The following is a 26,385-nucleotide window of genomic DNA, read 5'->3' as shown; positions in this document are numbered from 1 at the left end:
TTCGCGTCGAAAACTTTATTCGCGGGCGGCCTCGCTTTGGTCCGCATTTTGGATCGCGTTTTCGTTCGCGTTCTCGTTGGTTAGCGCCGCCGTGATCTCCGCCACCATCTGGTCGAGCAACCCCAGCACGGGCATATAGCTCGTATGCACCAGATGCAGTTGCCCGCCGAACGTCGCCGCGCCGATCACCTGTTCGTCGACGACACCCACCGAAACCGAAGGCCCCCAGACCGCGTCGAGCGTGAGCGGGCCGAAGCGCCTCGGCAGATTCACGACGCCGAGATTCGTGACCACTGCATCGTTCGCGAATGCCTGCGCGAAAACGGCTTTGGCGTCGGCCGTTCCATTCACCGTGTCGAGCAGCGCATGTGCCGTCAGCACGCGCTCCGCCAGTACCTCCGTCGACTCGATATCGGCGAACGCCTGTGCGGCGTGGCGCGCGCGGCTCCACAGGCTCGCGTCGCGCGGACTGTCGTCGGCGTGAACGACACCGCTTGCGCACATCGCAAGATGATCGCTGCCGTCGAGCAGGCGACGCCTCAAATCGATGGGTGATAGCACGCGCAGTTCCTTCTGCGCGCCTGCCTTCAGAAAGCACATTGCCCGCGTGAACGCCGCGATCAGCGCCGACTGAACCGAGGTACGCTCCGCCCTCGCGCGCTCGCGCAGCGCGCGCGTCATCGTGGAGGTCAGACGCAGCGACTCGACATGCGGCGCCGAACCGTCCGGCCGCCGCATCTCCAGCGGCGCGCGCATGGGCTCATCCAACGGCACCGGCGCGCTCGAAGGGAGTTTCGGCGCGCCATGCTTCAGTTCGATCAAACGCTCGAGTGCCCTCGTCTCGCTGCTGCGCATCAGATTTTCGCCCGCTACCGCACGCAACAGATCGCCGAGCAACGACGTCAGCGACAGCCCGTCACCGACCGAATGATGCGCGACGAGCACGATGACCGAACGTGATTCGCCGTGCAGCAGCGTCGCGCGCAGCAGCGGCGGATGCAGTTCATCAAAAGGTTGCGCGATTTGCGCGGCGACTTCGTCCGTCCAGTTTGTCGAACCCACCGCCGCCACTTTCATCGGGACCGAACCATGCGGCACGGGCACGAATGCGGGCGTGCCGTTGATGTCCCGCTCGACACGCGACCACACGAGCGGCGAATGGTGCGCGACCAGATCGAGCGCATCCTGCCACTGATGAACGCGCGTGGGCCCCGACACCTCGCCGATCATGGCGAAATGATTTGGATGACTCTGATTCAACAGATAAAAGAACTTTTCCATTGCACCCAGCGAACGCGCGGCGCGGATCATGACGGGTTCGGCTAATGAATTCATAAGGTCCTTCCATGTTTCGTTGGCGGTAGTACTTCGAAGAACGCCTGACGAATTCCGCTTATTCCATCAACGCGTCCGAAATTCCGATGCTCTGGTGAATAGCAGCTGGCGCTTCGCATTTCAGTGCGCGCTGCGAAGTCGCATCGTCGGATGCGAAGGCGGGACTGGATGCAATGCTCGAACGGTTCAAGCGCAAAAACCTTGGAATAGGCAGGCCGCGGCAGTTGTTATGTAGAGAGGTCCTGGCTCAATCGGGACCATTTTGATCGATCGAGAACATCCCAGTTCTTTTTATTAGCGATCCTATCTACATGCATCACAACGAATGAGGAAGTCGATGATGAAGACCTGTAGACCTTTATTCGCAATCGCACTCGCCAGCGCTCTGGCGGCCGGCCTCGCGGCATGCGGCGGCGGAAACGATTCGCCCGCGCCGTCCGCACCGCCCGCCAGCCCGTTTACGTCGACAGCACTGGTTTCCGACGGCAGCATCGCCGCCGCACATACCGATCCGAACCTGCAAAACGGCTGGGGCGTGGCGTTCAATCCGAAAGGCACCTTCTGGGTGTCGGACAACACGACTCACAAGTCGACGCTGTACGACGGCAATGGCGTCGTGCAATCGCTCGTCGTGACGATTCCCGATGGCAAGAACGGCCCCGCGGGACCGACGGGGATCATCTTCAATTCGACGACGGATTTCACCATTAGCGGCGGCGGCAACAGCAGCAGTGCCGTCTTCATCTGGGCCACTGACGCCGGCACGATCGCCGCCTGGTCGCCGAAAGTGCTGCCGACGCAGGCCGTGACTGCATTCGACGACGGCAGCGCAGGCGCCAATTACAAGGGATTGACGGCGGCCGCCGTGAACGGTCAGAACCTGCTGTACGCGGCGGACTTTCACAACGGCAAGATCGACGTGTTCAATACCGCGTTCACGAAGGTCCAGCTCGACGGACAGTTCAAGGACCCGACGCTGCCGGCAGGCTTTGCGCCGTTCGGCATTCAGGCGATCGGCAACAACATCTTTGTCAGCTACGCGAAGCAGAACGCGACGGCCAGCGCGCAGGTTGTGGGCGCAGGGCTGGGCGTGCTCGACGAGTTCGATCTCAGCGGCCACTTCGTCAGGCAGTTCGCTGGGATGGGCGGCGTACTGAATGCGCCGTGGGGCCTTGCGCAGGCACCCGCGAACTTTGGTACGTTGAGCAACGATTTGCTGGTGGGGAATTTCGGCGACGGCACGATTGAGGCGTTCGATCCGAACAGTGCGAAGGATCTTGGAAAGCTTATGTTGCATGATGGACAGCCGTTTGCGCAGCAGGGGCTGTGGGGGATCAGCTTCGGGAATGATGTCGATAATCAGCCGAAGAATACGTTGTTCTATGCGGCGGGGCCGAGCAAGACGAGTGGGGTGTTCGGGCGCATTGATGCGGCGGGGAACTGAAGGTTTTTGATTGTGGTTCGCTTGCTTTGCTGTTCGCGTCCGCGAGTTGTTAGCGTGATTCAGGCGTCCGCCTTTGTGCTGAGTGGCATCCGGTTTTGGTTTTGGTTTTGGTTTTGGTTTTCGTTGTCTGCGACGCTGGGTGGTTTGCCGGTGTTTGCGCTGGCATCCGCTTTACGTTAGCTCGCTTCACGCGTCGCCCCTGTGCGGGGCGGCACCTACTTTTCTTTGCCGCCGCAAAGAAAAGTAGGCAAAAGAAAGCGGCTCACACCGCCAGCCCTTGTTCTTATCCACGGGCCCCCAACGTCCCCACGCTTCACTCGGCAACGCCCTGGCTGGTGCCCGTCGCCAACGCTTCAAACAGGCGCCTCACCCGCTTCAGACACCCGTACAAGGGTTGGCGGCAGCGAACGGTATGTGCCGCCCAGGTGGCAAACTGTGTGTAGGTTGTCGCGTCGTATAGCCTGGCGCTCTTACAGGGTGAGATGCATGCGCTATCGGTCTGGAGTGAAGCGTGTGGAGCACCGAGGGCCGACACACAGTTTGCCACCTGGGCGGCGGTGGACTGGCTGGCGCGGTGTGCTGAAACACGGGTGGGTGAAGCGGGTGAGGCGCTCATTCAGAGCGTTGGCAACGGGAGCGAATGACGTGATTGCCGTTTGAAGTGTAAGAACCTTTGGGGGCCCTCAGGCAAGAACTAGTGCTGGGAGCCTGTCCGCATTTTTGTGGGCGAGGCGGTTAAAGGAATCGTTAGCCGCGCGCCTGCGTAAATCGATCGCCAAACAGAATAGCAAACTGGTTCATGGCTGACTTCCAGTCGAAGGCTGAGCGCACGTTTTTGGCCAGGACGTTGCGCAATGCCAGCCAGAGTAGCTTGATTGCAGCCTCGTCATTGGGGAAGTGACCGCGGGTCTTGATGATCTTGCGCAACTGCATGTTCAGACTCTCAATGGCGTTCGTGGTGTACACGACCCGCCGGATCTCGGGTGGAAACACGAAGAACGGCGTGACGTGCTCCCAGGCGCGCTGCCAGGACTGCACGATAGTCGGGTATTTCGCGCCCCATGGCCCATCAGCAAAGGCCTGCAGAGCCTGCTTCGCTGCCTCTTCGCTGGCAGCTGCGTAGATCGGACGCAGCGCCTGGGCGACAGCCTTGCGGTCCTTCCAGCCAGCGTATTCCAGGCTGTTGCGGATCAGATGCACGATGCAGGTCTGCACCGCCGTCTTCGGGTAAGCTGCGCCGATCGCGTCGGTCAGCCCCTTCAGGCCGTCAACGACCGCAATCAGGATGTCCTGGCAGCCGCGGGTCTTGAGTTCGTTGAACACCTTGAGCCAGAACTTCGCGCCCTCGGTCTGCTCAATCCACAGGCCCAGCACATCGCGCTGGCCGTCCGCCTGAATGCCCAGAGCCAGATACACCGCCTTGTTGCTGACCACACCGTCATCGCGGATCTTGACCCGCAACGCGTCGAAGAAGACCACCGGATACATCGTCTCGAGCGGACGGTTCTGCCAGGCCAGCGTTTCGGCCATCACCTCGTCGGTGACCGAGCTGATGAAATCGGGCGACACCTCGGTGCCGTAGCTCTCGGCCAGAAAGGCCTGGATCTCGCGCACGCTCATGCCACGCGCGTACATCGCGATGATGCGCTCGTCAAAGCCGGTGAAGCGGCGTTCGTGTTTGGGGATCAGGATCGGCTCGAAGCTGCCGTCGCGGTCGCGCGGCAACTCGACCCGGACGACGCCACGATCGGTGATGACCGTCTTGCGGCTGGCGCCGTTGCGCTCGTTGGCCTGGCCAGCGGGTTTGGATTCGCCCGGTGGATACCCCAGATGCAGATTCATCTCCGCACCCATCGCGCGTTCGATAATCGCCTTGTTAAACGCCAGCATCAGATCCTGCACCTCGGTCGGCGTCATCGGCCCCTTGACCAGCTCGTCCAGCAGTGCTTTGGGCAGTTCAGGCAGCGGCCCTCGGGCCGCTGCCTGAGACGCCACCGTGCGTTTCTTCTTCATTGGCATATCCATGACTTTTACCTCTCATGATATGCCTCGCCCACAAAATGACGGATAGGCCCAGTGCTGGCGGTGTGAGCCGCTTTCTTTTGCCTACTTTTCTTTGCGGCGGCAAAGAAAAGTAGGTGCCGCCCCGCACAGGGGCGACGCATGAAGCTAGATAACGCATCGCGGATGCCAGCGAAAGCAAATGCAAACCAACCCCAACCCCAACCCCAACCCCAACCCGGCACCAGCCAGAATCAATCCTCCAGCAACGACAAATCCCTCACCGCGCCCTTGTCCGCCGACATCACCAGCTTCGCATAGGCCTTCAGCGCAGCTGACACCTTCCGCGGACGCGGCTTGGCTGGCTTCCAGCCCTTCGCATTCTGCTCCTCGCGGCGACGCGCGAGTTCTTCATCCGACAGCAGCACGTCGATCGTACGGTTCGGAATATCGATACGAATGCGATCGCCATCACGCACGAGCCCGATTGCGCCACCCGCCGCCGCTTCCGGCGAACAGTGCCCAATCGACAGCCCCGACGTGCCGCCCGAAAAGCGCCCGTCCGTCAACAGCGCGCAGGCCTTGCCGAGCCCCTTCGACTTGATATAGCTCGTCGGGTACAGCATCTCCTGCATGCCGGGACCACCCTTGGGCCCTTCGTAACGCACGATCACGATATCGCCCGCCTTGACCTTGTCGTTGAGGATGTTCTCCACTGCCTCATCCTGCGACTCCGTCACATGCGCCGAACCTTCGAACACGAGAATGCTCTCGTCCACACCCGCCGTTTTCACCACGCAACCGTCGCGCGCAATGTTGCCCGTCAGAACGGCCAAGCCGCCTTCCTTCGAAAACGCATGCTCGTACGAACGAATGCAGCCCTCCGCACGGTCCAGATCCAGACTCGGCCAGCGCGTGTTCTGGCTGAACGCGACCTGCGTCGGAATGCCAGCAGGACCCGCCATATAGAACGTCTTGACGGCTTCGTCGTCGGTGAGCGCGATGTCCCACTGGCTCAGCGCATCCTTGAGCGTCGCCGCGTGCACGGTCGGCACGTCGGTGTGCAGCTTGCCCGCGCGGTCCAGTTCGCCGAGGATGGCCATGATGCCGCCCGCGCGATGCACGTCTTCGATGTGGTACTTGTTCGTGTTGGGCGCCACCTTGCAGAGCTGCGGCACGATGCGCGACAGACGGTCGATGTCCGTCATCGTGAAGTCGATCTCCGCCTCACGCGCGATGGCGAGCAGGTGCAGGATCGTATTGGTCGAGCCGCCCATCGCGATGTCGAGCGTCATCGCGTTCTCGAACGCCTTGAAGCCGACCGAACGCGGCAGGACGCGCGCGTCTTCGTTCTCGTAGTACTGGCGCGCCAGTTCGACCACACGGCGGCCCGCGCGCCTGAACAGCTGCTCGCGGTCCGCGTGCGTCGCGACCACCGTGCCGTTGCCCGGCAGCGAAAGGCCCAGTGCTTCCGTCAGGCAGTTCATCGAATTGGCCGTGAACATGCCCGAGCACGAACCGCAGGTCGGGCAAGCCGAGCGTTCCACTTCGGCCACGTCGGCGTCCGAATAGGACTGGTCGGCCGCGATCACCATCGCGTCTACCAGGTCGAGCTTCTTGAACTCGATGGTGCCCGTCTTCGGATTCGCTAGGCGCGTCTTGCCCGCTTCCATCGGGCCGCCGGACACGAAGATCACGGGAATGTTCAGCCGCATCGCGGCCATCAGCATGCCCGGGGTGATCTTGTCGCAATTGGAGATGCACACCATCGCGTCGGCACAGTGCGCGTTGACCATGTATTCGACGGAGTCCGCGATAATGTCGCGGCTCGGCAGCGAATACAGCATGCCGTCGTGACCCATTGCAATGCCGTCGTCGACGGCGATGGTGTTGAATTCCTTGGCTACGCCGCCCGCGGCTTCGATTTCACGCGCGACGAGTTGGCCCAGGTCCTTCAGGTGCACGTGACCCGGCACGAACTGGGTGAACGAATTGACCACCGCGATGATCGGCTTCGAGAAGTCTTCGTCTTTCATGCCGGTGGCGCGCCACAGCGAGCGCGCCCCAGCCATGTTGCGGCCGGCGGTGGAGGTTTTGGAACGGTATGCGGGCATCGTGGTTGTGGGAGAGTTATCGCGTAGAGAAAGCGGGCCGCGGGAATAAAGGCCCCTCGTGCGCCCGTGCAAACAACCTCGTGAGTCGCGCCCTGGGCAAACCGCGATTATCCCACACAGCCTTCAGGCACGCCGCAATCCCACAACCTGCCAAGCCCCGCCCGCGCTTACGGCGCGTACCGCGTGAAGACGTAGTCGCGGTCCTTCACCTTCGCCGCGTGACAGGCGAAGCAGGTCTGATGCTGCGCGAGATCGGCGGGCTGTCCGTTGATGAAGCGCCCGAACCCCCAGCCGCCCGTCGATGCATAGCGCCGCGAGTCCTTCACCATTACCTGCACCGTGGTCGCCTGGCCCGGCACGGTCGCGGACTCGAAATCGGGCGACTGCTTGCGCTTGTACGCGAGCTTCACGAGGATCGTGCCGTCCGGATACGGCAGTGTCGAGCTTTCGATCGCCTTGATCGCAGCGGGGTTGCCCAGCACGACGCGCAGCTCGTCGAGCGGCGCGGCTTCCTCGGCGGGCGCGATCATCTGCCACTTGCGGTATCCGTCGGGAATCGTGACACCGTAAATCGGCGATGCCGCTTTGGTTGCAGCGGCGGGTTTGGCGGATTCGGCAATCGCCTGATCCGCCGACACGGCGCCGGGCAGCAGCGCCGTGCTGAGGACGACATACGCGGTCCGGATGGCTCGCTTTGGTCGCATTGGATGGCTCCCCGTCGTCCGTTCAGAAACGCGCCACGTCGATGATCGCGTCGGCGAACGCCTTCGGCGCTTCCTGCGGCAGGTTGTGCCCGACGCCGCCGCCGATGTTCCGGTGCGCGTACTTGCCCGTGAACTTCTTCGCGTACGCCGACGGGTCCGGATGCGGCGCGCCGTTCGAGTCGCCTTCCATCGTGATGGTCGGCACCGAAATGGTCGGCGCCGCCGCGAGGCGCTTTTCCAGTTCGTCGTATTTCGCCTCGCCGCGCGACAGGCCGAGACGCCAGCGATAGTTGTCGATCACGATAGCAACGTGGTCCGGGTTGGCGAACGACTCGGCCGTGCGATCGAACGTCGCGTCGTCGAAATTCCACTTCGGCGAGGCGAGTTGCCAGATCAGCTTGTTGAAGTCGTGGCGGTTCGCGTCGTAGCCCGCATAACCGCGCTCCGTCGCGAAGTAGAACTGATACCACCACGCAAACTCCGCCTTCGGCGGCAGCGGCGCGCGGTTCGCCTGCTGGCTGCCGATCAGATAACCGCTCACCGACACCAGCGCCTTGACACGCTCCGGCCACAGCGCGGCGATGATGTCCACCGTGCGCGCGCCCCAGTCGAACCCGCCCAGCACGGCCTTGTCGATTTTCAGCGCATCCATCAGCGCGATGATGTCGACGGCGATCACGGCTTGCTGGCCGTTGCGCGGCGTATCCGCGGACAGAAAGCGCGTGCTGCCGTAGCCGCGCAGATACGGCACGATCACCCGATAACCGGCGGCGACCAGCAACGGTGTGACTTCGGCAAAGCTGTAGATGTCGTACGGCCAGCCGTGCAGCAGAATCGCAACCGGGCCGTTCTGCGGGCCCGCTTCCGCGTAGCCGATGTTCAGCGTGCCCGCATTGATCTGCTTGATCGTGTCGAACGAAGCGGCACGTCCGCCCGTCTTGACGCTGGTCTGTGCATTGGCGAGTCCGCTCAAGCCCAGTTCCAGCAGGCCGATGCCTGCAACGGTCGTCCCGAGCAGGCGGCGGCGCCGAGTGTTGATCTGATCCGACATGTTTTTTTCCTCAGGTACGGTTGCATGAATGACATCTGCGCGCTCGGGTCAGATGCGCAGCCTGTTGATTCGACAGCACGCGCAACGCGATCAGCGCGAGCGTCGCTCAGTGCCTCAGTGCGTTTGGCGCGAACGCCTGTTCGCGCTTCCCGTTCGCAACGCCAGCACCGCTGGCATGGAGGTATTAAACATGTCGGACGTATCTGCGGTTTGTCCGCAATGTCCGCCAATGAGTCGTTATGTATCAGGCGGCGGCGCAGATACATTGGGATACAAAAACGTCGTGAATGGCGGCCCGGGAAACGCGCTCAGCCTTCCGGACCGTCTTACTGCTTCTTCGCTTCGTCTGCATCGTAGGTGACGTACAGCTTGGTGTAGCCCTGCGTGTCGAACTGTCCCGTCCATCCTTTCGGCAGCGTGACGGCTTCGCCCGTATTCACGACCATCACCGAACCGTCCGACGAGGTCAGCTTCACGCTGCCGGAAAGAAAATAAAGAAACTCGCTATACGGCAGGCCTTGCGGGCCTTTGATGTCCTCGTGCAACGGACCCGATTTATAGACGCCTGTCTGATACGCGTTATCCGGCGACGTGAAAGTGACCACGTCGGTACTTCGATGACCGCCGTCATCCTTCTTCACCGCGTCGTTGCGGTTGAATATCGCGCCGGCCAGTTCGGCTTTCGAAACCTTGACGGGTTTGATGGTTTCCGCATGCAAACCCGTCGATACGATTGCACTGCTCAATGCCACTGCAGCGAAACATGCCTTGTACACGATGTTTTCCTGTGAGTGAACGCTGTTACGACTGATTGCCCGCAAAGCGAAAATCCGATGGCGACACGCCGTATTGCCGCTTGAACAGGCGGCTGAAATGCGCTGCCGTGGTGAATCCGCATTGCCACGCAATTTCCTGAATCGAACCGTCGTGCGCGCCGCGCGTTCGCAGCAATAGCGCCGCGCGCTCGAGCCGCGCCTGCCACAGATACCGCATCAGCGACATGCCCTTTGCACGGAACAGGCGCTGCAAGTGTTGCGAAGAAACATGCACGCCATTCGCAATCGCAGCGACGTCCAGCCCAGCCTCACCGAGATGGTTTTCGATGTAACGCTTCGCCTGATGGACCAACGCTTCGGGGCAGCGTCGCTTCGACCGTGCGCCGGGATCGATCATCGCGAACTCGATGAGTTCGAGCAATTGCTCGCCCATCATGTTTTGCGCGACGACGCTCGGCGCGGTGGATTGCCGCGCAATGCACTGAATGAGATCGCGGGTCGCGCGGACATCGGGCGACCGCGCATCGCCCACCAGCGGCCCCGCACTCGACCGATGCACGCCACGCTCGCGCAAACGCGCTTTCGGCACCCGCAGCACCGTCATTCCCGCGCGCTCCGGGAATACTTCGACAAACGGATAGACGGGGTCGATGATGAACATGCTGCCCGCCTCGAAGCGCTCGACGAGACCGCGCGATTGCACATGCACATGGCCCTCCGTCACGAGCTTCACGAACAGCCAGCCGCCTTGCCACGACGGACATTCCTCGCCGACGGGCGACAGCGTTTGCGTGGACAGGTCGGCCAGCGACACGCCGACTTCACCCAGGGTCCAGCTCTTGACGGTCGAGTCGATCGACTGCAGTGGATCGAATGCGCATCTCAAGCCGCGGCTGTTCAACATGATGTCCGACCATCGTTCGCCTGCGCCCGGAACGGTGTCGAAAGTCATCTCGTGCGTGTCGAAGTGCATGAAAACGTCCCATGAATCAAAACGGACGGGCATGCGCAGGGCTTTGGCGCGGGCGCAAAGAATCGATTGCGCCCGCGCCTGTCTGCCTGTCATCCAGCCGCCGTCGGCATGAACACTGCCTTGGTTTCGAGGTACGCCTCCAGTCCCTCGCGGCCGCCTTCGCGGCCCACTCCTGATAACCTGTAACCGCCGAACGGCACATTGGCCGCCAGCTCGATGCCGTTGATGCCGATATGGCCCGCCTGAATGCGGCACGCGAGCGCGTAAGCCCGCTCCACGTCGCTGCTGTACACCGAGCCGCTCAGACCATACGGCGTGGCGTTCGCGATACGCACGGCGTCGTCGATGTCGTCGTACGGCAGAATCGAAACGACGGGACCGAAGATTTCCTGCTGCGCAATCGTCATGTCCGGCGTGACGTGAGCGAATACCGTAGGCTCGACGAAGTAGCCCTTCGCGAAGCCGCCATTGCCCGTTCCGCCCAACACCCTCTGCGCGCCTTCGCCGATGCCCTGCTCGATATAACCGCGCACGCGCTCGCGCTGCACTGCGTTCAATACCGGCCCGATACGCGTATCGGCCTCGCGCGGGTCGCCGAGCTTCAGCTTCGAAATGATCTCAGCGTACGCGCTCACGACCTCGTCATGCCGCGCCCTGGGCGCAAGAATGCGCGTCTGCGCGAAGCAGATCTGACCGGAAAACGGCATCGTGAACGGCGTCAGCGCGGCCAGCGCCGAAGGCAGATCGACGTCGTCGAGCAGAATCGCCGCTGATTTCCCGCCGAGTTCCAGCGTCACGCGCGCCAGCCTGTCGACGGCCGCACGCGCGATCCATTGCCCCGTTGCCACGCTGCCCGTAAAGCTGATCTTGTCGACATCGCGCGATTGCACCAGTTGCGCGCCCCCGTCGCGGCCTGCCGTGACGACATTGAGCACGCCCGGAGGCAGGCCCGCAGCCGCCGCGCATTCCGCAATGATCAGCGCATCGAGCGGACTCTCCGGCGGCGATTTGACGACGACCGTGCACCCCGCCGCCAGCGCCGCCGCGATCTTGTGCGACACGATCGGAAAGGTTGCATTCCATGGCGCAATCAACGCGGCAACGCCGACAGGTTCGCGCCGCACGCGCGCGTGGCCGCGTCGCGTGGCTCGCGCGTCCTCGAATTCGAACGTCTGTGCAAGCGACGCAAAGAATTCGAAGCGTGTGATGCCCGTGGGCAGCAGGCCGCTTGCAAATGTAATCGGCGCGCCGACCTGATCGGTCCACAGTTGCGCGAGCAAGGGCAAGCGCTGGCGGATTTCTTCCGTCAGCCGCTTCAGATAAACGCTTCGCTCAGCGCCCGACAGCTTCGGCCACGGTCCCTTGTCGAACGCCCGGCGCGCCGCGGCGACCGCGCGCTCGACGTCCACGGAATCCGCGAGCGGAACGGACATGAACGGTTCTTCCGTAGCAGGAGAAATCAGCACATGGCGCGCATCGGAATGGCTCAATACCCATTCGCCATCAATGAAAAAGCGACTGCGGACATTCGACGAAAGTGCGGTGGAGTACTCGGTCATGATCTTTCCGATTGAAAATCTTCGACATCTACACTGAAAGGGTTTCGAAGCAGGCACCCGTCATATGCCGTCATGCCGGATTGAAACCCACCAACGGATTCCGCTAACGCCAGGAACCTCTGATTTTTCAGTGTAGTGATTCGACTCTTTCGGAAATTGTCCAAGGCAATTCGATCGCTTGTCCAAAACGCGCTTTCTGACGGATACCCGGTTATAGCCTGGTTTTGGCGCAGGAATATGTCGTAATGTATCTGCTGCCGCTCAGGGCGCATCCAGTTTCAAAGATCTTGCGTTCGAATGCGCGTCCCAGACAAGAAAAATGCGCCACATAGACAAGCCATCTGTCAATGGGAAACGCTAAAGTTGGCAGTTCTCCCTCAGTCAATCCGTTTCCCGATTGCAATGCAGTGCACAGAACTTTCGCTCGTTCTTCCGGACATGCTTCCCCGGCTCTGGTCTTTCGCCTTACGGCTCACAGAGAACGAATATGAAGCGGAAGAACTGGTTCATCAGGCCTGCGCGCGCGGGCTGGAAGACTCACACACACGGCCTCCCGACACATCGCCGCTCGACTGGATGTTCTCGATCGTCTATTCGATCTGGCGCGACGATCCGATGGGCCATGCGCGGCGGCATTGTGCGGCGAAGAAACGTTCTCCCTCTACACAACACCTTTTCCAGAAAAACGTGTTCGGAATAGATCCGCCTGGCTAAGCGTTGTTGAAAAGAGCATAGGAAATCCAGCATCGGACGCATCCGGCTCGCATTACGAATTCCTCACTTTCAATCGGAGTACGAGCCGCTTCGCGCTCCGTTACGGCCTCGAAAGAACATGTCATCCTTTTCAAGAATGCTGCTCGTCTACGACGGAACGCCAGAAGCTCAAGCCGCGCTAAAACGCTGCTCGCAATTGTCGCTGGCCTTGTCCGCACACGTCGATGTGATTTCCGTCGTCGATTCGATCACGGCCAATGCGACCTGCGCCGGCATGCTGTCCGACCTTGCGTGCAGCAGCATGGAAGCACACGCACAACAAGCGCTCGACGTCGCCGTCGCGCATCTCGTGAATCTCGGCGTCACCGCGCATGGTTTCATGAAGTTCGGACGCACCGTGGACGTGGTTCCGCTACACGTCACGGCATTCCACGCCGATATCGTGGTGATCGGTCATCGCGTGCAATCGGGGTTCGCGCGCTGGTGGGGCGGGCGTCCCGTTCATCTCGATCTGGCCGAACGGCTGCGCGGCTCCGCAATCGTGGCCGTCACCGCGCCCCTTTCCTGATGTCTGATAAGGCGCGTGTGGACCGGGCGGCCATTGCCGCCCGGCAAGCTCACACCACGGGATCGATAGGCGAAGGCGGCACACCGCGCGCTTCGATCGCTTCGCCCGCCAGCAAACATAAATCCTCGCGATAATGCGCAGCGACGATCTGCACGCCAACGGGTACGCCGTCGACCAGTTGCGTCGTGACGGCCAGCCCCGGCAGACCCATCGCCGGCAGCGCGCGCATCGTGAGCTGCGCTTCCCATACACGGTCGAAACCTTCGCCGCCGCGCTGATCGAGGTCGTCGGGAAACGGCAGCTCGCCGGAGACGGGCATCAGCACCACCGCATACTGATCGAGAAACAGACGCCACTGACGCACCAGCGTCGAGCGCCGTACCAGTGAACGGCTGATCACATCGGCGGGCAGGCCCTGTACCTTCAGGTGCGCCGCCGCGACGACGGCAGCCGCGCCCGGATCGCCGTCACGCGCCACGGTATCGGCCAGCGCGTCGAAGCCGTCGCCCAGCCATAAGCGCTCCTGCAATTGCCCGGCTTCGCGGATCGACGGCACGTCGTCGATTTCCTCGACGCTCCAGCCTGCATCGGCGAGCCGGCGCGCCGCATCGAGCAACGCATCCTCCACTTCCTGCGCGATCTGCAAACCGCCAGGGCGCAGGCACAGCGCTGCGCGCAACGGCACGGCTCGCCCCTCCAGCGGCAGCGGCACATACCAGGGGTCGCGAAGATCCGGCGCGGCAAGCGCAAGCAGGCCGAGACGAAGATCGTCAATGGTGCGTGCAATCGGTCCCGCCGCCGACATCAGTTGCGCGCCGATCGCGCGTTCCGGCGACGACGCGTTGAACGCCGGCACACGCCCGAAGCTCGGCCTGAGCCCATGTACGCCGCACGCATAGGCGGGATAGCGGACCGAGCCGCCGATATCGGTGCCGAGCGCGAGTTGCCCGATCCCTGCCGTGACGGCCGCCGCCGCGCCACCCGATGAGCCACCCGGCGTGAGCTTCGCATTGCGCGGATTCAACGTGCGCCCGTGCACCTGGTTCGACGTGAACCAGCGCAGCGCGAAGGTCGGCGAATTGGTGCGGCCAAGCAGCACCGCGCCCGCCTTCGACAGATTGTCGACGGCAGGACTGCTCGTTTCGGCGATCAGGTTTTCCTGCAGCCGCGTGCCGTTCGTGGTCGCAAAACCGGCCTGATCGACGTTGATCTTCACGGTGACGGGCACGCCCGCGAGCGGGCCCGGGTCCTCGCCGCGCGCGATCGCCTGGTCGATCTCGTCCGCCTGGCGCAGCACCCATTCGGGTTTGTGCGCGACGACGGCGTTGATCGTGGGATTCACAGCATCGAGACGCGCCAGCGCGGATTGCGCCGCCTCGCGCGCGGATACCTCGCGGCTGCGGACACGCTTCGCGAGTTCAGCCGCCGACAGGCGCCATAGTTCACTCATGTTGCCCCCGATAAAGATTCGGACTGGAAATGATACGCCTCACGCGCCAGGCTGTTCCGCGTGCGGATCGAGTGTCGCGGCGAGGATCATCTGATGCCGGTTGGACGGCACATGAAAGTCGTGCGCGCGCGGACGGAATACTTCGTCGCCGCGACTGATCGCGCGGCCCGTCAGCGCGCACACGGCTGCGTCGCGCGCGAGTCCGCTGCGCCATATCTGTGCGTTGTATCGCCCGGAGCAGGGATCGCTCCACGAGACGCTGATCGTGCACGACGACAGCCGCTCCTCGACCACGGTATGCGCGGGCCGTGACGGCGCGTTGCTCGCACCTTCAGCGACGGGCGACGGAATGCTGACGCGCAGCTTCTTCAGCGCCGCATAACGGTTGACCGCGCACGCGTCGCGCTGTTCGGTGGAAGGGTCCAGCACATTCAGCAGCGTGCGTACCACGATATTGTCTTCGGACAGCGCATTCATCGACTCATCTCCCGTCCCTGTCGCGGGTCATAGCGTGAAAACGTCTTTGATCTGACGGGCGGCGGCCCTGCGGAACGCATGCGGGCAAGGCCGTTCGCGATCGGTCCACTACGTCGCGATCAACCGCCGCCTTGCTGGCGCAGCGTCAGCTTGCTGACAACGGCCGTGACGCCTCGCACCTGCTTCGCCGTTTCGACGGCGAGGTGGTCCTGGTCTTCGCTGGCAATCTGTCCGGCCAGGGTCACCTGACCCGTCTTCGCGTTGCCGAATGCGGTGATCGACGTATCTTCCAGCCCTTTCGTCTTCAGCAGCGTCTTTTGAACGGTCTTCGAGAACGCGCGATTCGCCACGCGAACCGACTTCTTCGACGGCGCGGCGGGAGCGGCCGCCCTTGTGTCCGTTGCGGAAGCAGCCGCGTCCGCAGCGAATACCTGCGTGCAGGACAATGCGAGCATGGCGGCGAGGCCGCTGCCCATCACGAATTGGCGGAGGTTCATTGTCTTTTCCTTGTCGTTGTAGAACGGGTTTGCAGGCCATCGAACCGGCTAACGTCGATGCCTGCCAAGGATTAGAAGCGCCGAATGTGTCGTCTGTTTTTCCTCGACGTATCCAAATGTATCGGGATTACAGTTGCATTGCACTTGCGCACGCATCACGCGTTCAGCGACGCGCTCCCGTCGTCATCCGTAGCCGGGCGCGCGGCCGATCCACTTTTTTTCCAGCGCCTGTGTGTTCGATCGGCTTTTCGATCGTGCAAAGCACCGCGCCCGCCTGCACGCGCTCGCGTATGCGAACCGTGGCGAAGGCGGTAATGAAGATGGTGGGGATGCGCAGGCCGTTGCGCTTTGGCGTGTCGACTAACTCGATGCCGTCCATGTCCGGCATCTGCACGTCGCAGACGAGGCAACGCGGGCCTTCGGGATCTCAACGCAACGGCCTGAGCCCGGCCCGCACTTCCTGGGCGAACAGCAGCGGCTCTTCCCACGCCGCGAAATGACCGCCCTTGTCGACCTCGTTGAAATAGATCAGGTTGTGATAACAACGCTCGGCCCAACTGCGCGGCGCCTGATAGATTTCGCCCGGGAAGACCGTGATCGCGGTGGGCAGCGAGATATCGACGGCATTGAAGTTGTTCGAGTGATCTTCCCAGTAGATCTGCGCCGACGACGTCGCGCTATCGGTCAGCCAGTACAGCGAGATGTCGTCGAGAATCTCGTCGCGCGTCAAGGAGCGCTCGGGCACGCCGCCGCTATAGGTCCACTGCGAAATCTTGTCGTACATCCACGCGGCCTGTCCGGAGGGCGAATCGGCGAGCGCATAGCCGACCGTTTGCGGGCGCGTGACCATCATCGCCGAATAACCGCAGTTGTCGCGATAGAAGACGGCGAGCTTCTCGTACGCGTTCTTCTCCTGGGGCGACAGGCCGGCCGGTGCGGGATCGCCGAGCGCCAGCGAGCGCGCGATATCGGCGGGAACGGTGGCGGGCATGTTCACGTGAATGCCGATCAAGCCCTTGACGTGCTGCATCGCCATACGGTGCGACACCACGGAGCCGCAATCGCCGCCTTGCGACACGAAGCGCGCATAACCGAGCCGCTCCATCAGCACGCCCCATGCACGCGCGATGTGATCCGAGCCCCAGCCCGGCGTGGTCGGCTTGCCCGAAAAGCCGAAGCCGGGCAAGGACGGCACGACCACATGGAAGGCGTCGTCGGCGCTGGCGCCGTATGCAGTCGGGTCGGTGAGCGGACCGATCGCCTTGATCAGCTCGAAGATCGAACCCGGCCAGCCGTGCGTCATGATCATCGGCATCGCGTTCTTGTGCCGCGAGCGGACATGGATGAACTGGATATCCAGCCCGTCGATCTCCGTCACGAACATCGGCAAAGCATTCAGCTTCGCTTCGCCCTTTCGCCAGTCGTATTCGCTGCCCCAGTATTGAACGAGTTGCTGCATGCGCGCGAGCCGCACGCCCTGGGACTCGTCGGCGACCGTTTCCTTGCCTGGCCAGCGCGTTCTGGCCAGACGCTGGCGCAAATCGGCGAGATCGCTATCGGGAATATTGGCTTTGAATGGACGGATATTCCCCGCGTTGTTCGCGGCGTAAAGCGCTTCGGGAAATAACGCCATTGCGCCCGCTGCCGCCCCGGCGGCCAGCAGGTTACGCCGCATCGGCGAGAACGGAGTTGAAGACATGCTTTGTCATCCTGTTTCCAAGGAGTGGGCATCCGTGCGCGACGAGTTGCACGACGATGTGAGAGAACTGGCAGAGCAATGCTTGACCGCTTGCGAAGCGAATGGCCCGAAGCGTCCCACTCATTTGAAACGACGAATGTATCTCGCGTTTGTCCGCGGTGTACCTGTTCGTAACAGGCAGCGATTAAAACAGTACGAATAACTTAAAGTTGCGCGAGGGAATGAATATACGCGCGGTGCCTATCATACTTTCGTTTGGATTGACCCCAATCCCCATAGCCGCGATTATTCCAGCGCAATAGCAAATAGAGGAATGCGATGAGTCAGCATCGAGACGGCAGCGACGATCCGCAGGCAGGCAAGCGTCCTTCCCCGATGGAGCCGCTAGCGGATTCGAATGCGGCTCCGAAGGCCGCGCCCGCCGACGACCGTTACCCGCGCTTCAGCGCCGCCGACATCGAAAAAATGATGCGCTTCGGCATGATTGAGCATTGGCGCGCGGGCGACGTGATGTTCCGTACCGGCCAGCCGGGACTTGGCATGCGCGTGCTGCTGAGCGGGCGTGCCAGGCTGTCGCGGCGCGATGGGCTCGGCCGGTCGCAGACCATCGTCGAGCTGGGCGCAGGCCAGTTTCTCGGTGAAGTGGCGCAGCTCACGGGCAAGCCCGCGCTCGCCGACGGCCTCGCACTCGAAGACGTCGAAGCACTAATGATCGCGCCGCAACAGATACGCGACATGCTCGTCGCCGAGGCGCAGCTGGGCGAGCGAATCATGCGCTCGCTGCTGCTGCGCCGTTTCGGTCTCGTGCGCGAAGGCGCCGGCCCCGTGCTGATCGGACGTTCCGGCGATCTCAAACTGCTCGCGCTCGAAGGGCTGCTGCATCGGCTCGGCCATCCGTACTCCGTCGCGGACCCCGCGACGGATGCCGACATCCGCGCGCTGCTCGAAGAATGGGGCGTATGGCGCGACGGCGAGCCCGTCGTGATGCTCGCGGACGGCACGCTGCTGCAAGACCCCGACGAACGCCAACTGGCCGCGCGCCTGGGCCTGCTGCCCGAGCTTGACTCGGCGCGCACCTACGACGTCGCCGTGGTCGGCGCGGGACCGGCCGGACTAGCCGCTGCCGTGTATGCGGCATCCGAGGGACTGTCGGTGATCGTCTTCGACAGCCACGGCCCAGGCGGACAGGCAGGCGCCAGCGCGCGGATCGAGAACTACCTCGGCTTTTCGACGGGCGTGTCGGGCCGCGAGCTGGCGGCGAACGCGTTCGCGCAGGCAGTGAAGTTCGGCGCGGAAGTCGTGATCCCCACCCGCATTGACCGGCTCGATTGCGCGCAGGCGCCGCTTCAGCTCGAATTGCAAGGCGGCCAGCGCATCGCGTCGCGCACGGTCGTGATCGCGACGGGCGCGGCTTACCGGAAGCCCGCCATCGAAGGTCTCGACGAAGTCGCGGGCCGCGGCGTCTACTACTGGGCTTCGTCGATCGAAGGACGCCTGTGCCGAGGCGCGGAAGTGGTCCTCGTCGGCGGAGGCAACTCGGCGGGACAGGCCGCCGTATTCCTGTCGACGCACGCAAGCCGTGTCCACATATTGATTCGCGGCGACAGTCTGGAGACCAGCATGTCGCGCTATCTGATCGATCGTCTCGCGTCGCTGGGTAACGTGGTGCTGCATGCGCGGACCGTCGTCGCGTCCGTCAGAAGCGACGCATGGGGCCTCGAAGCCGTCATGTGCAACACGCCCGAAGGCGAGCTCGTGTTCGATACCCGGCATCTGTTCCTGTTCACGGGAGCGAGCCCCAACACGCAATGGCTGCGCGATTGCAGCGTCGAGATCGACGACCGGGGCTTCGTCAAAACGGGCCTGGCGGCGGGCGTACGCGCCGACACCGCATGCTTCGCGTTGCAGACCAACGTGCCCGGCGTATTTGCGATCGGCGATGTGCGCAATGCATCGGCGAAGCGCGTCGCGGCGGCAGTGGGCGACGGCGCCGCCGTCGTCGCGGAGATTCATCAGTTTCTGAGCGCCCCGTTGCCTGCCGCATGAGCGCGCAACTGGCATGACGAAAGCATGACGGGAGCCGGCCTGCGGATAGACTCGACACAACCCTATACGAAGGTATGCGGTTGCCCATCCGGATGAATCAGCTGGCTAGATGCAGATTGTATGGAACACATCGAGCCGGCAGTCTACTCTTTGCACATCGATGCTTTGAAGCGGCGATCGGCCATCTTGCCTTGCGTTAGCGGAGCAAGCCGCCCGAACGACTCTGACAAAAAACTGGTTGAGAAAAAAAGGAGAACGCACATGCAAGACACCGTGAATCTGCGTCGCCGTCGACTGATCGGCACGACAGCGGCAGGCATCGGGCTGCTGGAACTGGGCCTCGGCAATCTCGCGCACGCGCAAGCCACGAAGAGCGCGCACGCCGCGAAGAAAGCGGCTCACCATACATCGTTCGATGCGATCGAGCAGATCGACGCCGGCACGCTGAACGTCGGCTACGTGGACATGGGCCCGAAGGACGGGCAGCCCGTCATCCTGTTGCACGGCTGGCCGTACGACATCTACAGCTTCGTCGACGTCGCGCCGATCCTCGCTGCGGCGGGGTATCGCGTGATCGTGCCGTTTCTGCGCGGCTACGGATCGACACGCTTTCTTGCCAACGAAACGCCGCGCAACGGCCAGCAGGCCGTCGTCGCCGTCGACATCATCGCGCTGATGGACGCGTTGAAAATCGATCAGGCGATCTTCGGCGCATTCGACTGGGGCGCGCGCACGGCGTGCATCATCGCCGCACTGTGGCCGCAGCGCTGCAAGGGACTGGTGTCGGTGAGCGGCTATCTGATCGGCAGCCAGGAGGCGAACCGCAAGCCCTTGCCGCCCAAGGCAGAGTTCGCATGGTGGTATCAGTTCTATTTCGCCACCGAGCGCGGCGAGCTGGGCTACGCAGCCAACCGCAACGACTTCAACCGGCTGATCTGGCAACTCGCGTCGCCCAAATGGCATTTCGACGATGCCACCTACCAGCGCACGGCGGCATCGTTCAACAACCCCGATCACGTGGCCGTGGTGATTCACAACTACCGCTGGCGTCTGGGCCTCGTGCAGGGCGAGCCGCAATACGACGAGATCGAGCAGCGTCTCGCGGCGCTGCCCACCATCGGTGTGCCGACCATCACAATGGAAGGCGACGCGAACGGTGCGCCGCATCCCGATCCATCCGCGTACGCGAAGATGTTCACGGGCAAGTATCAGCACCGCAACGTGAGCGGCGGCATCGGCCACAACCTGCCGCAGGAAGCGCCTCAGGCATTCGCCGAAGCGGTATTGCAGGTCGCCCGCCTTTGATCGCGATGCATTCAACCAACCCACGCCTATCGTCGCGCCCAACCTGACATCATGGACCAACCCGACCACGTTCTGATCGTCGACGAGGACCGCGGCATGCGCGAGTTCGTCGCCAGTTATCTGGAGAAAAACGGCATGCGCGTATCGCTCGCGTCCAGCGGACGCGACATGCATGCCGTGCTCGACCGGCATACGCCCGATGTGATCCTGCTCGACGTCATGCTGCCAGGCGAAGACGGGCTCGCGCTATGCCGCGGGCTGCGCGCGGGCCGCCATCGCGCGGTGCCCGTGATGATGGTGACCGAGCATTGCGACGAGATGGACCGGATCATCGGCCTGGAGATGGGCGCGGACGATTATCTGGCCAAGCCGTGTGCCGTGCGCGAACTGCTGGCACGCATCCGCGCGGTGCTGCGGCGCACGCGCATGCTGCCGCCCGGCATGCTGGTGGAGGAATCGACGGAGATGCTGAGGTTCGGCGACTGGCGGCTCGATACGACGGCGCGTCACCTGATCGACACCGAGGACGCCGTGGTCGCGTTGAGCGGCGCGGAATACCGCCTGCTGCGCGCATTTCTCGATCACCCGCAGCGCGTGCTGACGCGCGACCAGCTGCTCAATCTCACGCAGCGGCGCAACGCCGAACCGTTCGATCGTTCGATCGACCTGCTGGTCAGCCGTCTGCGGCAAAGGCTCCGCGACGTCGCCCGCGTGCCGCGCTACATCAAGACGCTGCGCAACGAAGGCTATGTGTTCTCGTCAGCGGTGAAGGCTGTCGAGGAAGCACGCGCCAGGCAGCATGCGTGATGCGCGGCGCGGTGCTGAAACCGTCAGCGTCTCGTGGCGCATGACGGCGCTTTAGCCACGCCTGCGTCATAAAAACAGCCCTCGTTTGTATCGCCATGTATCGGGCCCGCCAGGCCGATACATCGCGATACGCACCCTCGCCTTCCTGACATTCGCCGGATACATGTGCGGGCTCTAATCCGTCACAAGAGCACGCGCGAGACCGACATGCGCTGCGTGCAGACCGGTTGAGTCAACCGTTTCCGGATCAGGAGGTCGATTCCATGTTACTCATCGTCATTGCGTTTCTGGGCGGAGTGCTCACCATCCTGAGCCCATGCATCCTGCCTGTCGTGCCATTCGTCTTCGCCCGTTCCGACAAGCCGTTCGTGACGGGCCGGCTGCCGCTGCTGCTCGGCCTCGCCGTCACGTTCGCGCTCGTCACGGGCGTCGGCATCGCCGGTCTTGGCGGCGCGGCGCAACTGAACCACTACGGGCGCTGGATATCGCTCGCGCTGTTCGGCGTGTTCGGCGCATCGCTGCTGTTCCCGACGCTGTCGGCGCGGCTGTCGCGCCCGTTCTTCGGCATCGGCAACCGCGTCGCCGCGCTGTCGCAAATGCGCGGCACGCGCTTCCAGGTCGGCTCCGCGCTGCTGCTCGGCGTGGCGACGGGCCTGTTGTGGGCGCCCTGCGCAGGCCCGATTCTCGGCCTGATTCTCACGGGCGCCGCGCTGCATGGCGCGAGCTGGGCGACGGTGGCGGCACTGACCGCGTATGCGCTCGGCGCGGCGAGTTCGCTCGCCGTCGTGTCGGGGCTCGGCAAGCAGGCGCTCGATGGACTCAAGCGCTCGCTCGGCCTCGGCGAGCGGGTGCGCCGCGCGATGGGCGCGCTGGTGCTGCTGAGCGTGACGGCTATCGGCTTCGGCTTCGACACGCGCGCGCTCGCGCATGTGCCGTCGGCATCGACGACGGGTGTCGAAAGCCGGCTGGTGGGCCTGCTTTCTTCCAACCCTGCCCGGAAACCGGATACGCCGAAGCCGCACATCCAGCGCATCAGTGTGAAGGTTCCGTCCGCGCTGCCTGTGGAAGGCCATCTGCCGTCGCTCGATGGCGCCGAGGGCTGGCTCAATTCGCCGCCGCTCACGAGCGACGCGTTGCGCGGCAAGGTCGCCGTCGTCAACTTCTGGACGTATTCGTGCATCAACTGTCTGCGCACGCTGCCGTATCTGAAGACGTGGTCGGACCGCTATCGCAACGACGGTCTCGTGGTGCTCGGCGTGCATACGCCGGAGTTCGCCTTCGAGCACGATCCGTCGAACGTGAAGCGCGCCGTCGCCGACCTCGGCGTGCACTACCCCGTCGCAATCGACAACGGCTACAAGATCTGGCAAGCGTTCGGCAATCAGTACTGGCCCGCGTTCTATATCGTCGATGCACAAGGCCGCATCCGTTATCACCATTTCGGCGAAGGCGGCTATGCCGAAGCCGAGAAGGTGATCCAGCAACTGCTGGCGGAGTCGGGACACGCCATGCAGCCGCGCGATCTGCCGCCCATTCAGGGCGCCGGCGCGCAGGCTGCGGCGGATAACCCGAACGTCGAATCGGGCGAGACCTATGTGGGTTATCAGCAGGCGCGCGGCTTCGCATCGCCGGAAGACCTCCGGCCCGACGACGTCGCCGCGTACACCGTGCCGTCGCAATTGCCGCTCAATAGCTGGGCATTCGGCGGCAAGTGGACCGTGGGCGCCGAAGCGGCCGTGCTCGACGACGCGCATGGACGGATCGCCTATCGCTTTCACGCACGCGATCTGCATCTCGTGCTCGGCCCGGGCGCGAATGGCAAGCCCGTGCGCTTTCGCGTCACGATCGACGGCGCGGCGCCCGGCGACTCGCATGGCGCCGATGTCGCCACCGACGGCAGCGGCGTCGTGACCAGTGCCCGTCTGTATCAACTCGTGCGTCAGCGTGACGCCGTGCGCGACCGGACCTTTACGATCGAGTTTCTCGATCCGGGCGTGCAGGCCTTCTCCTTCACGTTCGGCTGACGCCTGGCGGCAGCGCTTCAAGCCACGCCACTGCGCTTTCGCGGCGCAGTGGCGTTTGTCATTGGCCAGGCATCGGGCGTCGTCACCGACAACTGGCAACCGGCGGCCCGGGATTTGTACCTCAATGTATATATCGCCCATCGAGAAATACTGGCTTACATTCCGGCGCGTTCTGGAAACAAGCCAGATACGTGAGCGGGTTCAAATAACGACACGCAAGGTTGATTCATGACAGTGCGACTGACCGGGCGCGAAGCCAATGCGCAAAGCGCGATGACCGCCCGGGATGACATCAACGCAAACCCGCTTCACTACTGGAGAAAGACTCATGAAACTCGTTCAATCCCTCATCGTTGCAGCCTTGATCGCCGCTCCCGCTGTGTCGTTCGCGCAGTCGAACCAACCCGTGACCCGCGCGCAGGTGCGCGCCGAGCTGATCCAGTTGCAGCAGGCCGGCTACAACCCGGCGAGCGACAACACGCAATATCCGAAGAACATCGAAGCCGCGCTGTCGCGCCTCCAGGCTGAAAAGGGCGCGGCGTATGGCGGCGTCGCAGCGGGTCAATCGAGTTCCGGCGCGCGTCGCGACACCGCGCAAACGCCCGCTCCGCAGCAGGACGTGCTCGGCCTCGAACCGGTCTACGCGCACTCGTGATCGCCGCTGCTCCGTTACCGATGCATGCCTGCGCATGCGTCGTAACGGAGCGCGCGGCTGACGCAGCAGAAAAACATCTATTGATAACGCGGTATTCAGGGGCAACACAATGACAAGAAGCTTCAGGGCCATCCTCGCGTTCGCCACGATGCTGTGCGGACTGTTCGCGTTGCAGACTGCGGACGCGGCCACGCCAGCCGATCTCAAAGGCACCAATATCGTTCTCGTGCACGGCGCATTCGCCGACGGGTCGAGCTGGAACCGCGTGATCCCGTTACTCGAAGCATATGGGCTGCATGTCGTCCCCGTGCAAAATCCGTTGAGCTCCCTCGCCGACGATGTCGCGGCCACGAAGCGCGTCATCGATCAGCAGACGGGACCCGTGGTTCTGGTCGGTCATTCGTGGGGCGGCGTGGTCATCAGCCAGGCGGGCAACGACGACAAGGTGAAGTCGCTCGTCTACGTCGCGGCCTTCGCGCCCGACGCCAATCAGTCGATCGCCGACATCACGCAAGGCATGAAGCCGCCAGCCTGGGCGAACGAACTGCGAAAGGATTCGGCGCGCTATCTGACGCTGTCGGACAAGGCCGTGCGCGACGACTTCGCGCTGGATCTGCCCGCAGGGCAGCAGCGCATCGTCGCGGCGACGCAAGGGCCGTGGTTTTCGGGTTGCGCGAACGACAAGGTGACGCAGGCCGCCTGGCATGAGAAGCCGTCGTACTTCGTGATTCCCGGCCGCGACAAGATGATCGATCCGCATCTGCAGGCGAAGATGGCGACGCAGATCCATGCGCAGGTGACGCGCGTCGACGCGAGTCACGTCGCGATGCTGAGTCAGCCCGAAGCCGTCGCCAACGCGATCATCGCAGCAGCGCGCCACGCGCACTGATACGGGGGCGCACGGGATGAAAACCATCGTGATGGACGGTCCGGGAGGACCCGAGAAGCTTCGGCTGGCCGAATGCGGCGAACCGGTTGCCGGCCCGGTCAAAGCCGTCATCGACCGGCGACGTTCCAGGGCTCGCTCGCATCGCTGCGGCGCTCGGGCACGTTCTGCTGGTATGGGCCGGTGCTGGGCGCGGCCGGCCCGCTTCATATCACGAGCCTGCCGAAGAGCATCAAGATCGGCTACGCGACCTTCGCCGATCACGTCCACACCCCTGCCCTGTTGCGTGCGCGGGCGAAGCAGTTGTTCGACTGGATCATCGCGGGCGTGCTCGACGTGCGGATCGGCGGCGTCTATCCGCTTGCGGACGCCCCACGCGCGCATGCCGATATGGAGAGCCGCCGGACCATGGGCAAGCTGTTGCTGATTCCCTAGGCGATACAGGTCATCGCAGGCGCATGCGCGACATCGCTTTCGACACGCATCACCGTCGCCGAGAACAGATAGCCTTCGTTGCGCAGCGTCTTGATGTAGCGTCCGTCGCGCACGCCGTCGTGCAGCCGCTGACGCACGCGGCTCACGAGCAGATCGATCGAGCGGTCGAGCAGGTCGGCGTGACGGCCTTGCGTCAGGTTGAGCAACTGGTCGCGCGTGAGCACGCGGTTCGGATGATCGAGGAACACGCGCAACAGCCGATACTCCGCACCGCTCAACGCGACCACCGTGCCTTCGGGGTCGAGCAGACGGCGCGCCGCCGTGTCGAGCCGCCACTCGCCGAAGCGCAGCACGGTGGCCGCTTCGGCGACGCGCATGCCGGGCGGCAGCATGTTGGTCCGGCGCAGGACGGCGCGGATGCGCGCCAGCAGTTCGCGGATCGCAAACGGCTTGGACATGTAGTCGTCGGCGCCCAGTTCGAGGGCGACGATGCGGTCCGCTTCGTCGTGGCGCGCGGACAGCATGACGACGGGTATCGCGTGAAATTCGCCTGCGCGCAATTCGCGGCACAACGACAGGCCATCCGTATCCGGCAGTCTCAGTTCGAGGACGATGAGATCGGGGGTGTCGCGCCCGAGCGCCGCGCGCATCTCGCGTCCGCTGGAGGCGCGCGACACCCGCATGCCGTTGCGTTGCAGATGGATGGCGACGAGTTCGCGGGTCTCACTATCGTCATCGACGATCAACACGTGTTCGAGCTTCTTCATGACAGGTTCAACGAATGCGGCTGCGGCGAAACGGGCTGCGCCCGCCTTGCACTGACGGCGCGACGCGGCGGCAGAGCAGCACCCTTCTCGCCTTCGTA

General features: G+C 63.3%; 23 protein-coding genes and 1 pseudogene. 10 read left to right on the top strand and 14 right to left on the bottom strand.

Features of this window, described 5'->3' with window-relative positions:
• Positions 1–15 precede the first annotated feature (15 nt).
• Complete coding sequence (locus C2L66_RS20210) at positions 16–1,335, bottom strand: phthiocerol/phthiodiolone dimycocerosyl transferase family protein (protein ID WP_060603427.1); 1,320 nt, start codon at positions 1,333–1,335, stop codon at positions 16–18.
• A gap of 337 nt (positions 1,336–1,672) precedes the next feature.
• On the opposite strand from C2L66_RS20210, the gene C2L66_RS20205 reads away from it, so the two are divergent.
• Positions 1,673–2,779: a TIGR03118 family protein gene (locus tag C2L66_RS20205; RefSeq protein ID WP_060606847.1), complete on the top strand. Its 1,107-nt coding sequence runs from the start codon at positions 1,673–1,675 to the stop codon at positions 2,777–2,779.
• A gap of 747 nt (positions 2,780–3,526) precedes the next feature.
• Here C2L66_RS20205 and C2L66_RS20200 read toward each other — a convergent pair.
• From C2L66_RS20200 to C2L66_RS20170, 7 genes are all read right to left on the bottom strand, one after another.
• Positions 3,527–4,798 carry an IS256 family transposase gene (locus C2L66_RS20200; protein ID WP_409372583.1) on the bottom strand — a complete coding sequence of 424 codons (1,272 nt, stop codon included), beginning with the start codon at positions 4,796–4,798 and terminating at the stop codon, positions 3,527–3,529.
• A gap of 236 nt (positions 4,799–5,034) precedes the next feature.
• Entirely contained in the window at positions 5,035–6,894 is a 1,860-nt protein-coding gene (ilvD, locus tag C2L66_RS20195; RefSeq protein WP_060603430.1) for a dihydroxy-acid dehydratase, read from the bottom strand.
• A 167-nt stretch (positions 6,895–7,061) separates the two neighbouring features.
• On the bottom strand, positions 7,062–7,598 hold the full coding sequence (locus tag C2L66_RS20190) for a cytochrome P460 family protein (RefSeq protein ID WP_054932497.1): 537 nt from the start codon (positions 7,596–7,598) through the stop codon (positions 7,062–7,064).
• A 22-nt stretch (positions 7,599–7,620) separates the two neighbouring features.
• The gene (locus tag C2L66_RS20185; RefSeq protein WP_054932498.1) at positions 7,621–8,649 is read right to left on the bottom strand and encodes an alpha/beta fold hydrolase; all 1,029 of its coding nucleotides are present in this window, start codon (positions 8,647–8,649) and stop codon (positions 7,621–7,623) included.
• A 326-nt stretch (positions 8,650–8,975) separates the two neighbouring features.
• Entirely contained in the window at positions 8,976–9,425 is a 450-nt protein-coding gene (locus tag C2L66_RS20180; RefSeq protein ID WP_060603434.1) for a cupin domain-containing protein, read from the bottom strand.
• A gap of 25 nt (positions 9,426–9,450) precedes the next feature.
• Positions 9,451–10,398 (bottom strand): AraC family transcriptional regulator, encoded by a 948-nt coding sequence (locus tag C2L66_RS20175; protein ID WP_060606850.1) that lies wholly within the window; start codon positions 10,396–10,398, stop codon positions 9,451–9,453.
• Between the two features lie 89 nt (positions 10,399–10,487).
• Positions 10,488–11,957, bottom strand: a complete 1,470-nt coding sequence (locus C2L66_RS20170) for an aldehyde dehydrogenase (RefSeq protein WP_060603437.1) — start codon at positions 11,955–11,957, stop codon at positions 10,488–10,490.
• A gap of 363 nt (positions 11,958–12,320) precedes the next feature.
• Between C2L66_RS20170 and C2L66_RS20165 the strand changes: the two genes are divergently transcribed.
• Entirely contained in the window at positions 12,321–12,671 is a 351-nt protein-coding gene (locus tag C2L66_RS20165; protein WP_233445017.1) for an RNA polymerase sigma factor, read from the top strand.
• 118 nt (positions 12,672–12,789) lie between these two features.
• Positions 12,790–13,239, top strand: coding sequence for a universal stress protein (locus C2L66_RS20160; protein ID WP_233445016.1), 450 nt, complete (start codon positions 12,790–12,792; stop codon positions 13,237–13,239).
• 49 nt (positions 13,240–13,288) lie between these two features.
• Here C2L66_RS20160 and C2L66_RS20155 read toward each other — a convergent pair whose 3' ends face one another.
• From C2L66_RS20155 to C2L66_RS20135, 5 genes are all read right to left on the bottom strand, one after another.
• Positions 13,289–14,689: an amidase family protein gene (locus tag C2L66_RS20155; protein ID WP_060603446.1), complete on the bottom strand. Its 1,401-nt coding sequence runs from the start codon at positions 14,687–14,689 to the stop codon at positions 13,289–13,291.
• A gap of 39 nt (positions 14,690–14,728) precedes the next feature.
• Positions 14,729–15,166 (bottom strand): DUF3331 domain-containing protein, encoded by a 438-nt coding sequence (locus C2L66_RS20150; RefSeq protein WP_060603449.1) that lies wholly within the window; start codon positions 15,164–15,166, stop codon positions 14,729–14,731.
• Between the two features lie 119 nt (positions 15,167–15,285).
• Positions 15,286–15,663: a BON domain-containing protein gene (locus C2L66_RS20145; RefSeq protein ID WP_060603452.1), complete on the bottom strand. Its 378-nt coding sequence runs from the start codon at positions 15,661–15,663 to the stop codon at positions 15,286–15,288.
• Positions 15,664–15,826: 163 nt separating this feature from the next.
• The gene (locus tag C2L66_RS20140) at positions 15,827–16,042 is read right to left on the bottom strand and encodes a response regulator (RefSeq protein ID WP_233445015.1); all 216 of its coding nucleotides are present in this window, start codon (positions 16,040–16,042) and stop codon (positions 15,827–15,829) included.
• 48 nt (positions 16,043–16,090) lie between these two features.
• Positions 16,091–17,362, bottom strand: coding sequence for an epoxide hydrolase family protein (locus C2L66_RS20135; RefSeq protein WP_060603455.1), 1,272 nt, complete (start codon positions 17,360–17,362; stop codon positions 16,091–16,093).
• A gap of 318 nt (positions 17,363–17,680) precedes the next feature.
• On the opposite strand from C2L66_RS20135, the gene C2L66_RS20130 reads away from it, so the two are divergent.
• The 7 genes and pseudogenes from C2L66_RS20130 to C2L66_RS20100 all read left to right on the top strand — a co-directional run.
• Positions 17,681–19,408 carry an FAD-dependent oxidoreductase gene (locus tag C2L66_RS20130; RefSeq protein ID WP_060603458.1) on the top strand — a complete coding sequence of 576 codons (1,728 nt, stop codon included), beginning with the start codon at positions 17,681–17,683 and terminating at the stop codon, positions 19,406–19,408.
• Positions 19,409–19,669: 261 nt separating this feature from the next.
• On the top strand, positions 19,670–20,713 hold the full coding sequence (locus tag C2L66_RS20125) for an alpha/beta fold hydrolase (RefSeq protein ID WP_060603461.1): 1,044 nt from the start codon (positions 19,670–19,672) through the stop codon (positions 20,711–20,713).
• Between the two features lie 51 nt (positions 20,714–20,764).
• A complete protein-coding gene (locus tag C2L66_RS20120) occupies positions 20,765–21,520 on the top strand; it encodes a response regulator (RefSeq protein ID WP_054932509.1) in 756 nt (251 codons plus the stop codon).
• A gap of 263 nt (positions 21,521–21,783) precedes the next feature.
• Complete coding sequence (locus tag C2L66_RS20115; RefSeq protein WP_060603465.1) at positions 21,784–23,544, top strand: cytochrome c biogenesis protein DipZ; 1,761 nt, start codon at positions 21,784–21,786, stop codon at positions 23,542–23,544.
• 328 nt (positions 23,545–23,872) lie between these two features.
• On the top strand, positions 23,873–24,199 hold the full coding sequence (locus tag C2L66_RS20110) for a DUF4148 domain-containing protein (protein ID WP_060603468.1): 327 nt from the start codon (positions 23,873–23,875) through the stop codon (positions 24,197–24,199).
• A gap of 109 nt (positions 24,200–24,308) precedes the next feature.
• Positions 24,309–25,088 carry an alpha/beta fold hydrolase gene (locus C2L66_RS20105; protein ID WP_060603471.1) on the top strand — a complete coding sequence of 260 codons (780 nt, stop codon included), beginning with the start codon at positions 24,309–24,311 and terminating at the stop codon, positions 25,086–25,088.
• 117 nt (positions 25,089–25,205) lie between these two features.
• Positions 25,206–25,520, top strand: a pseudogene (locus C2L66_RS20100) (zinc-binding dehydrogenase); the annotation flags it as partial.
• Here the strand turns inward: C2L66_RS20100 and C2L66_RS20095 are convergent.
• Entirely contained in the window at positions 25,517–26,287 is a 771-nt protein-coding gene (locus tag C2L66_RS20095) for a response regulator (protein ID WP_060603474.1), read from the bottom strand. The pseudogene C2L66_RS20100 and the gene C2L66_RS20095 overlap by 4 nt on opposite strands.
• Positions 26,288–26,385 lie beyond the last annotated feature (98 nt).

This window comes from Paraburkholderia caribensis (assembly GCF_002902945.1).
In the GTDB taxonomy this organism is placed as follows: domain Bacteria; phylum Pseudomonadota; class Gammaproteobacteria; order Burkholderiales; family Burkholderiaceae; genus Paraburkholderia; species Paraburkholderia caribensis.
This window is presented reverse-complemented; position numbering and strand designations above follow the sequence as displayed.

Coding starts and splice junctions, on each gene's coding strand:
- C2L66_RS20210 (WP_060603427.1), bottom strand. CDS start 1,335: ATGAATTCATTAGCCGAACCCGTCATGATCCGCGCCGCGCGTTCGCTG.
- C2L66_RS20205 (WP_060606847.1), top strand. CDS start 1,673: ATGATGAAGACCTGTAGACCTTTATTCGCAATCGCACTCGCCAGCGCT.
- C2L66_RS20200 (WP_409372583.1), bottom strand. CDS start 4,798: ATGCCAATGAAGAAGAAACGCACGGTGGCGTCTCAGGCAGCGGCCCGA.
- ilvD (WP_060603430.1), bottom strand. CDS start 6,894: ATGCCCGCATACCGTTCCAAAACCTCCACCGCCGGCCGCAACATGGCT.
- C2L66_RS20190 (WP_054932497.1), bottom strand. CDS start 7,598: ATGCGACCAAAGCGAGCCATCCGGACCGCGTATGTCGTCCTCAGCACG.
- C2L66_RS20185 (WP_054932498.1), bottom strand. CDS start 8,649: ATGTCGGATCAGATCAACACTCGGCGCCGCCGCCTGCTCGGGACGACC.
- C2L66_RS20175 (WP_060606850.1), bottom strand. CDS start 10,398: ATGCACTTCGACACGCACGAGATGACTTTCGACACCGTTCCGGGCGCA.
- C2L66_RS20170 (WP_060603437.1), bottom strand. CDS start 11,957: ATGACCGAGTACTCCACCGCACTTTCGTCGAATGTCCGCAGTCGCTTT.
- C2L66_RS20160 (WP_233445016.1), top strand. CDS start 12,790: ATGTCATCCTTTTCAAGAATGCTGCTCGTCTACGACGGAACGCCAGAA.
- C2L66_RS20155 (WP_060603446.1), bottom strand. CDS start 14,689: ATGAGTGAACTATGGCGCCTGTCGGCGGCTGAACTCGCGAAGCGTGTC.
- C2L66_RS20150 (WP_060603449.1), bottom strand. CDS start 15,166: ATGAATGCGCTGTCCGAAGACAATATCGTGGTACGCACGCTGCTGAAT.
- C2L66_RS20145 (WP_060603452.1), bottom strand. CDS start 15,663: ATGAACCTCCGCCAATTCGTGATGGGCAGCGGCCTCGCCGCCATGCTC.
- C2L66_RS20140 (WP_233445015.1), bottom strand. CDS start 16,042: ATGGACGGCATCGAGTTAGTCGACACGCCAAAGCGCAACGGCCTGCGC.
- C2L66_RS20135 (WP_060603455.1), bottom strand. CDS start 17,362: ATGTCTTCAACTCCGTTCTCGCCGATGCGGCGTAACCTGCTGGCCGCC.
- C2L66_RS20130 (WP_060603458.1), top strand. CDS start 17,681: ATGAGTCAGCATCGAGACGGCAGCGACGATCCGCAGGCAGGCAAGCGT.
- C2L66_RS20125 (WP_060603461.1), top strand. CDS start 19,670: ATGCAAGACACCGTGAATCTGCGTCGCCGTCGACTGATCGGCACGACA.
- C2L66_RS20120 (WP_054932509.1), top strand. CDS start 20,765: ATGGACCAACCCGACCACGTTCTGATCGTCGACGAGGACCGCGGCATG.
- C2L66_RS20115 (WP_060603465.1), top strand. CDS start 21,784: ATGTTACTCATCGTCATTGCGTTTCTGGGCGGAGTGCTCACCATCCTG.
- C2L66_RS20110 (WP_060603468.1), top strand. CDS start 23,873: ATGAAACTCGTTCAATCCCTCATCGTTGCAGCCTTGATCGCCGCTCCC.
- C2L66_RS20105 (WP_060603471.1), top strand. CDS start 24,309: ATGACAAGAAGCTTCAGGGCCATCCTCGCGTTCGCCACGATGCTGTGC.
- C2L66_RS20095 (WP_060603474.1), bottom strand. CDS start 26,287: ATGAAGAAGCTCGAACACGTGTTGATCGTCGATGACGATAGTGAGACC.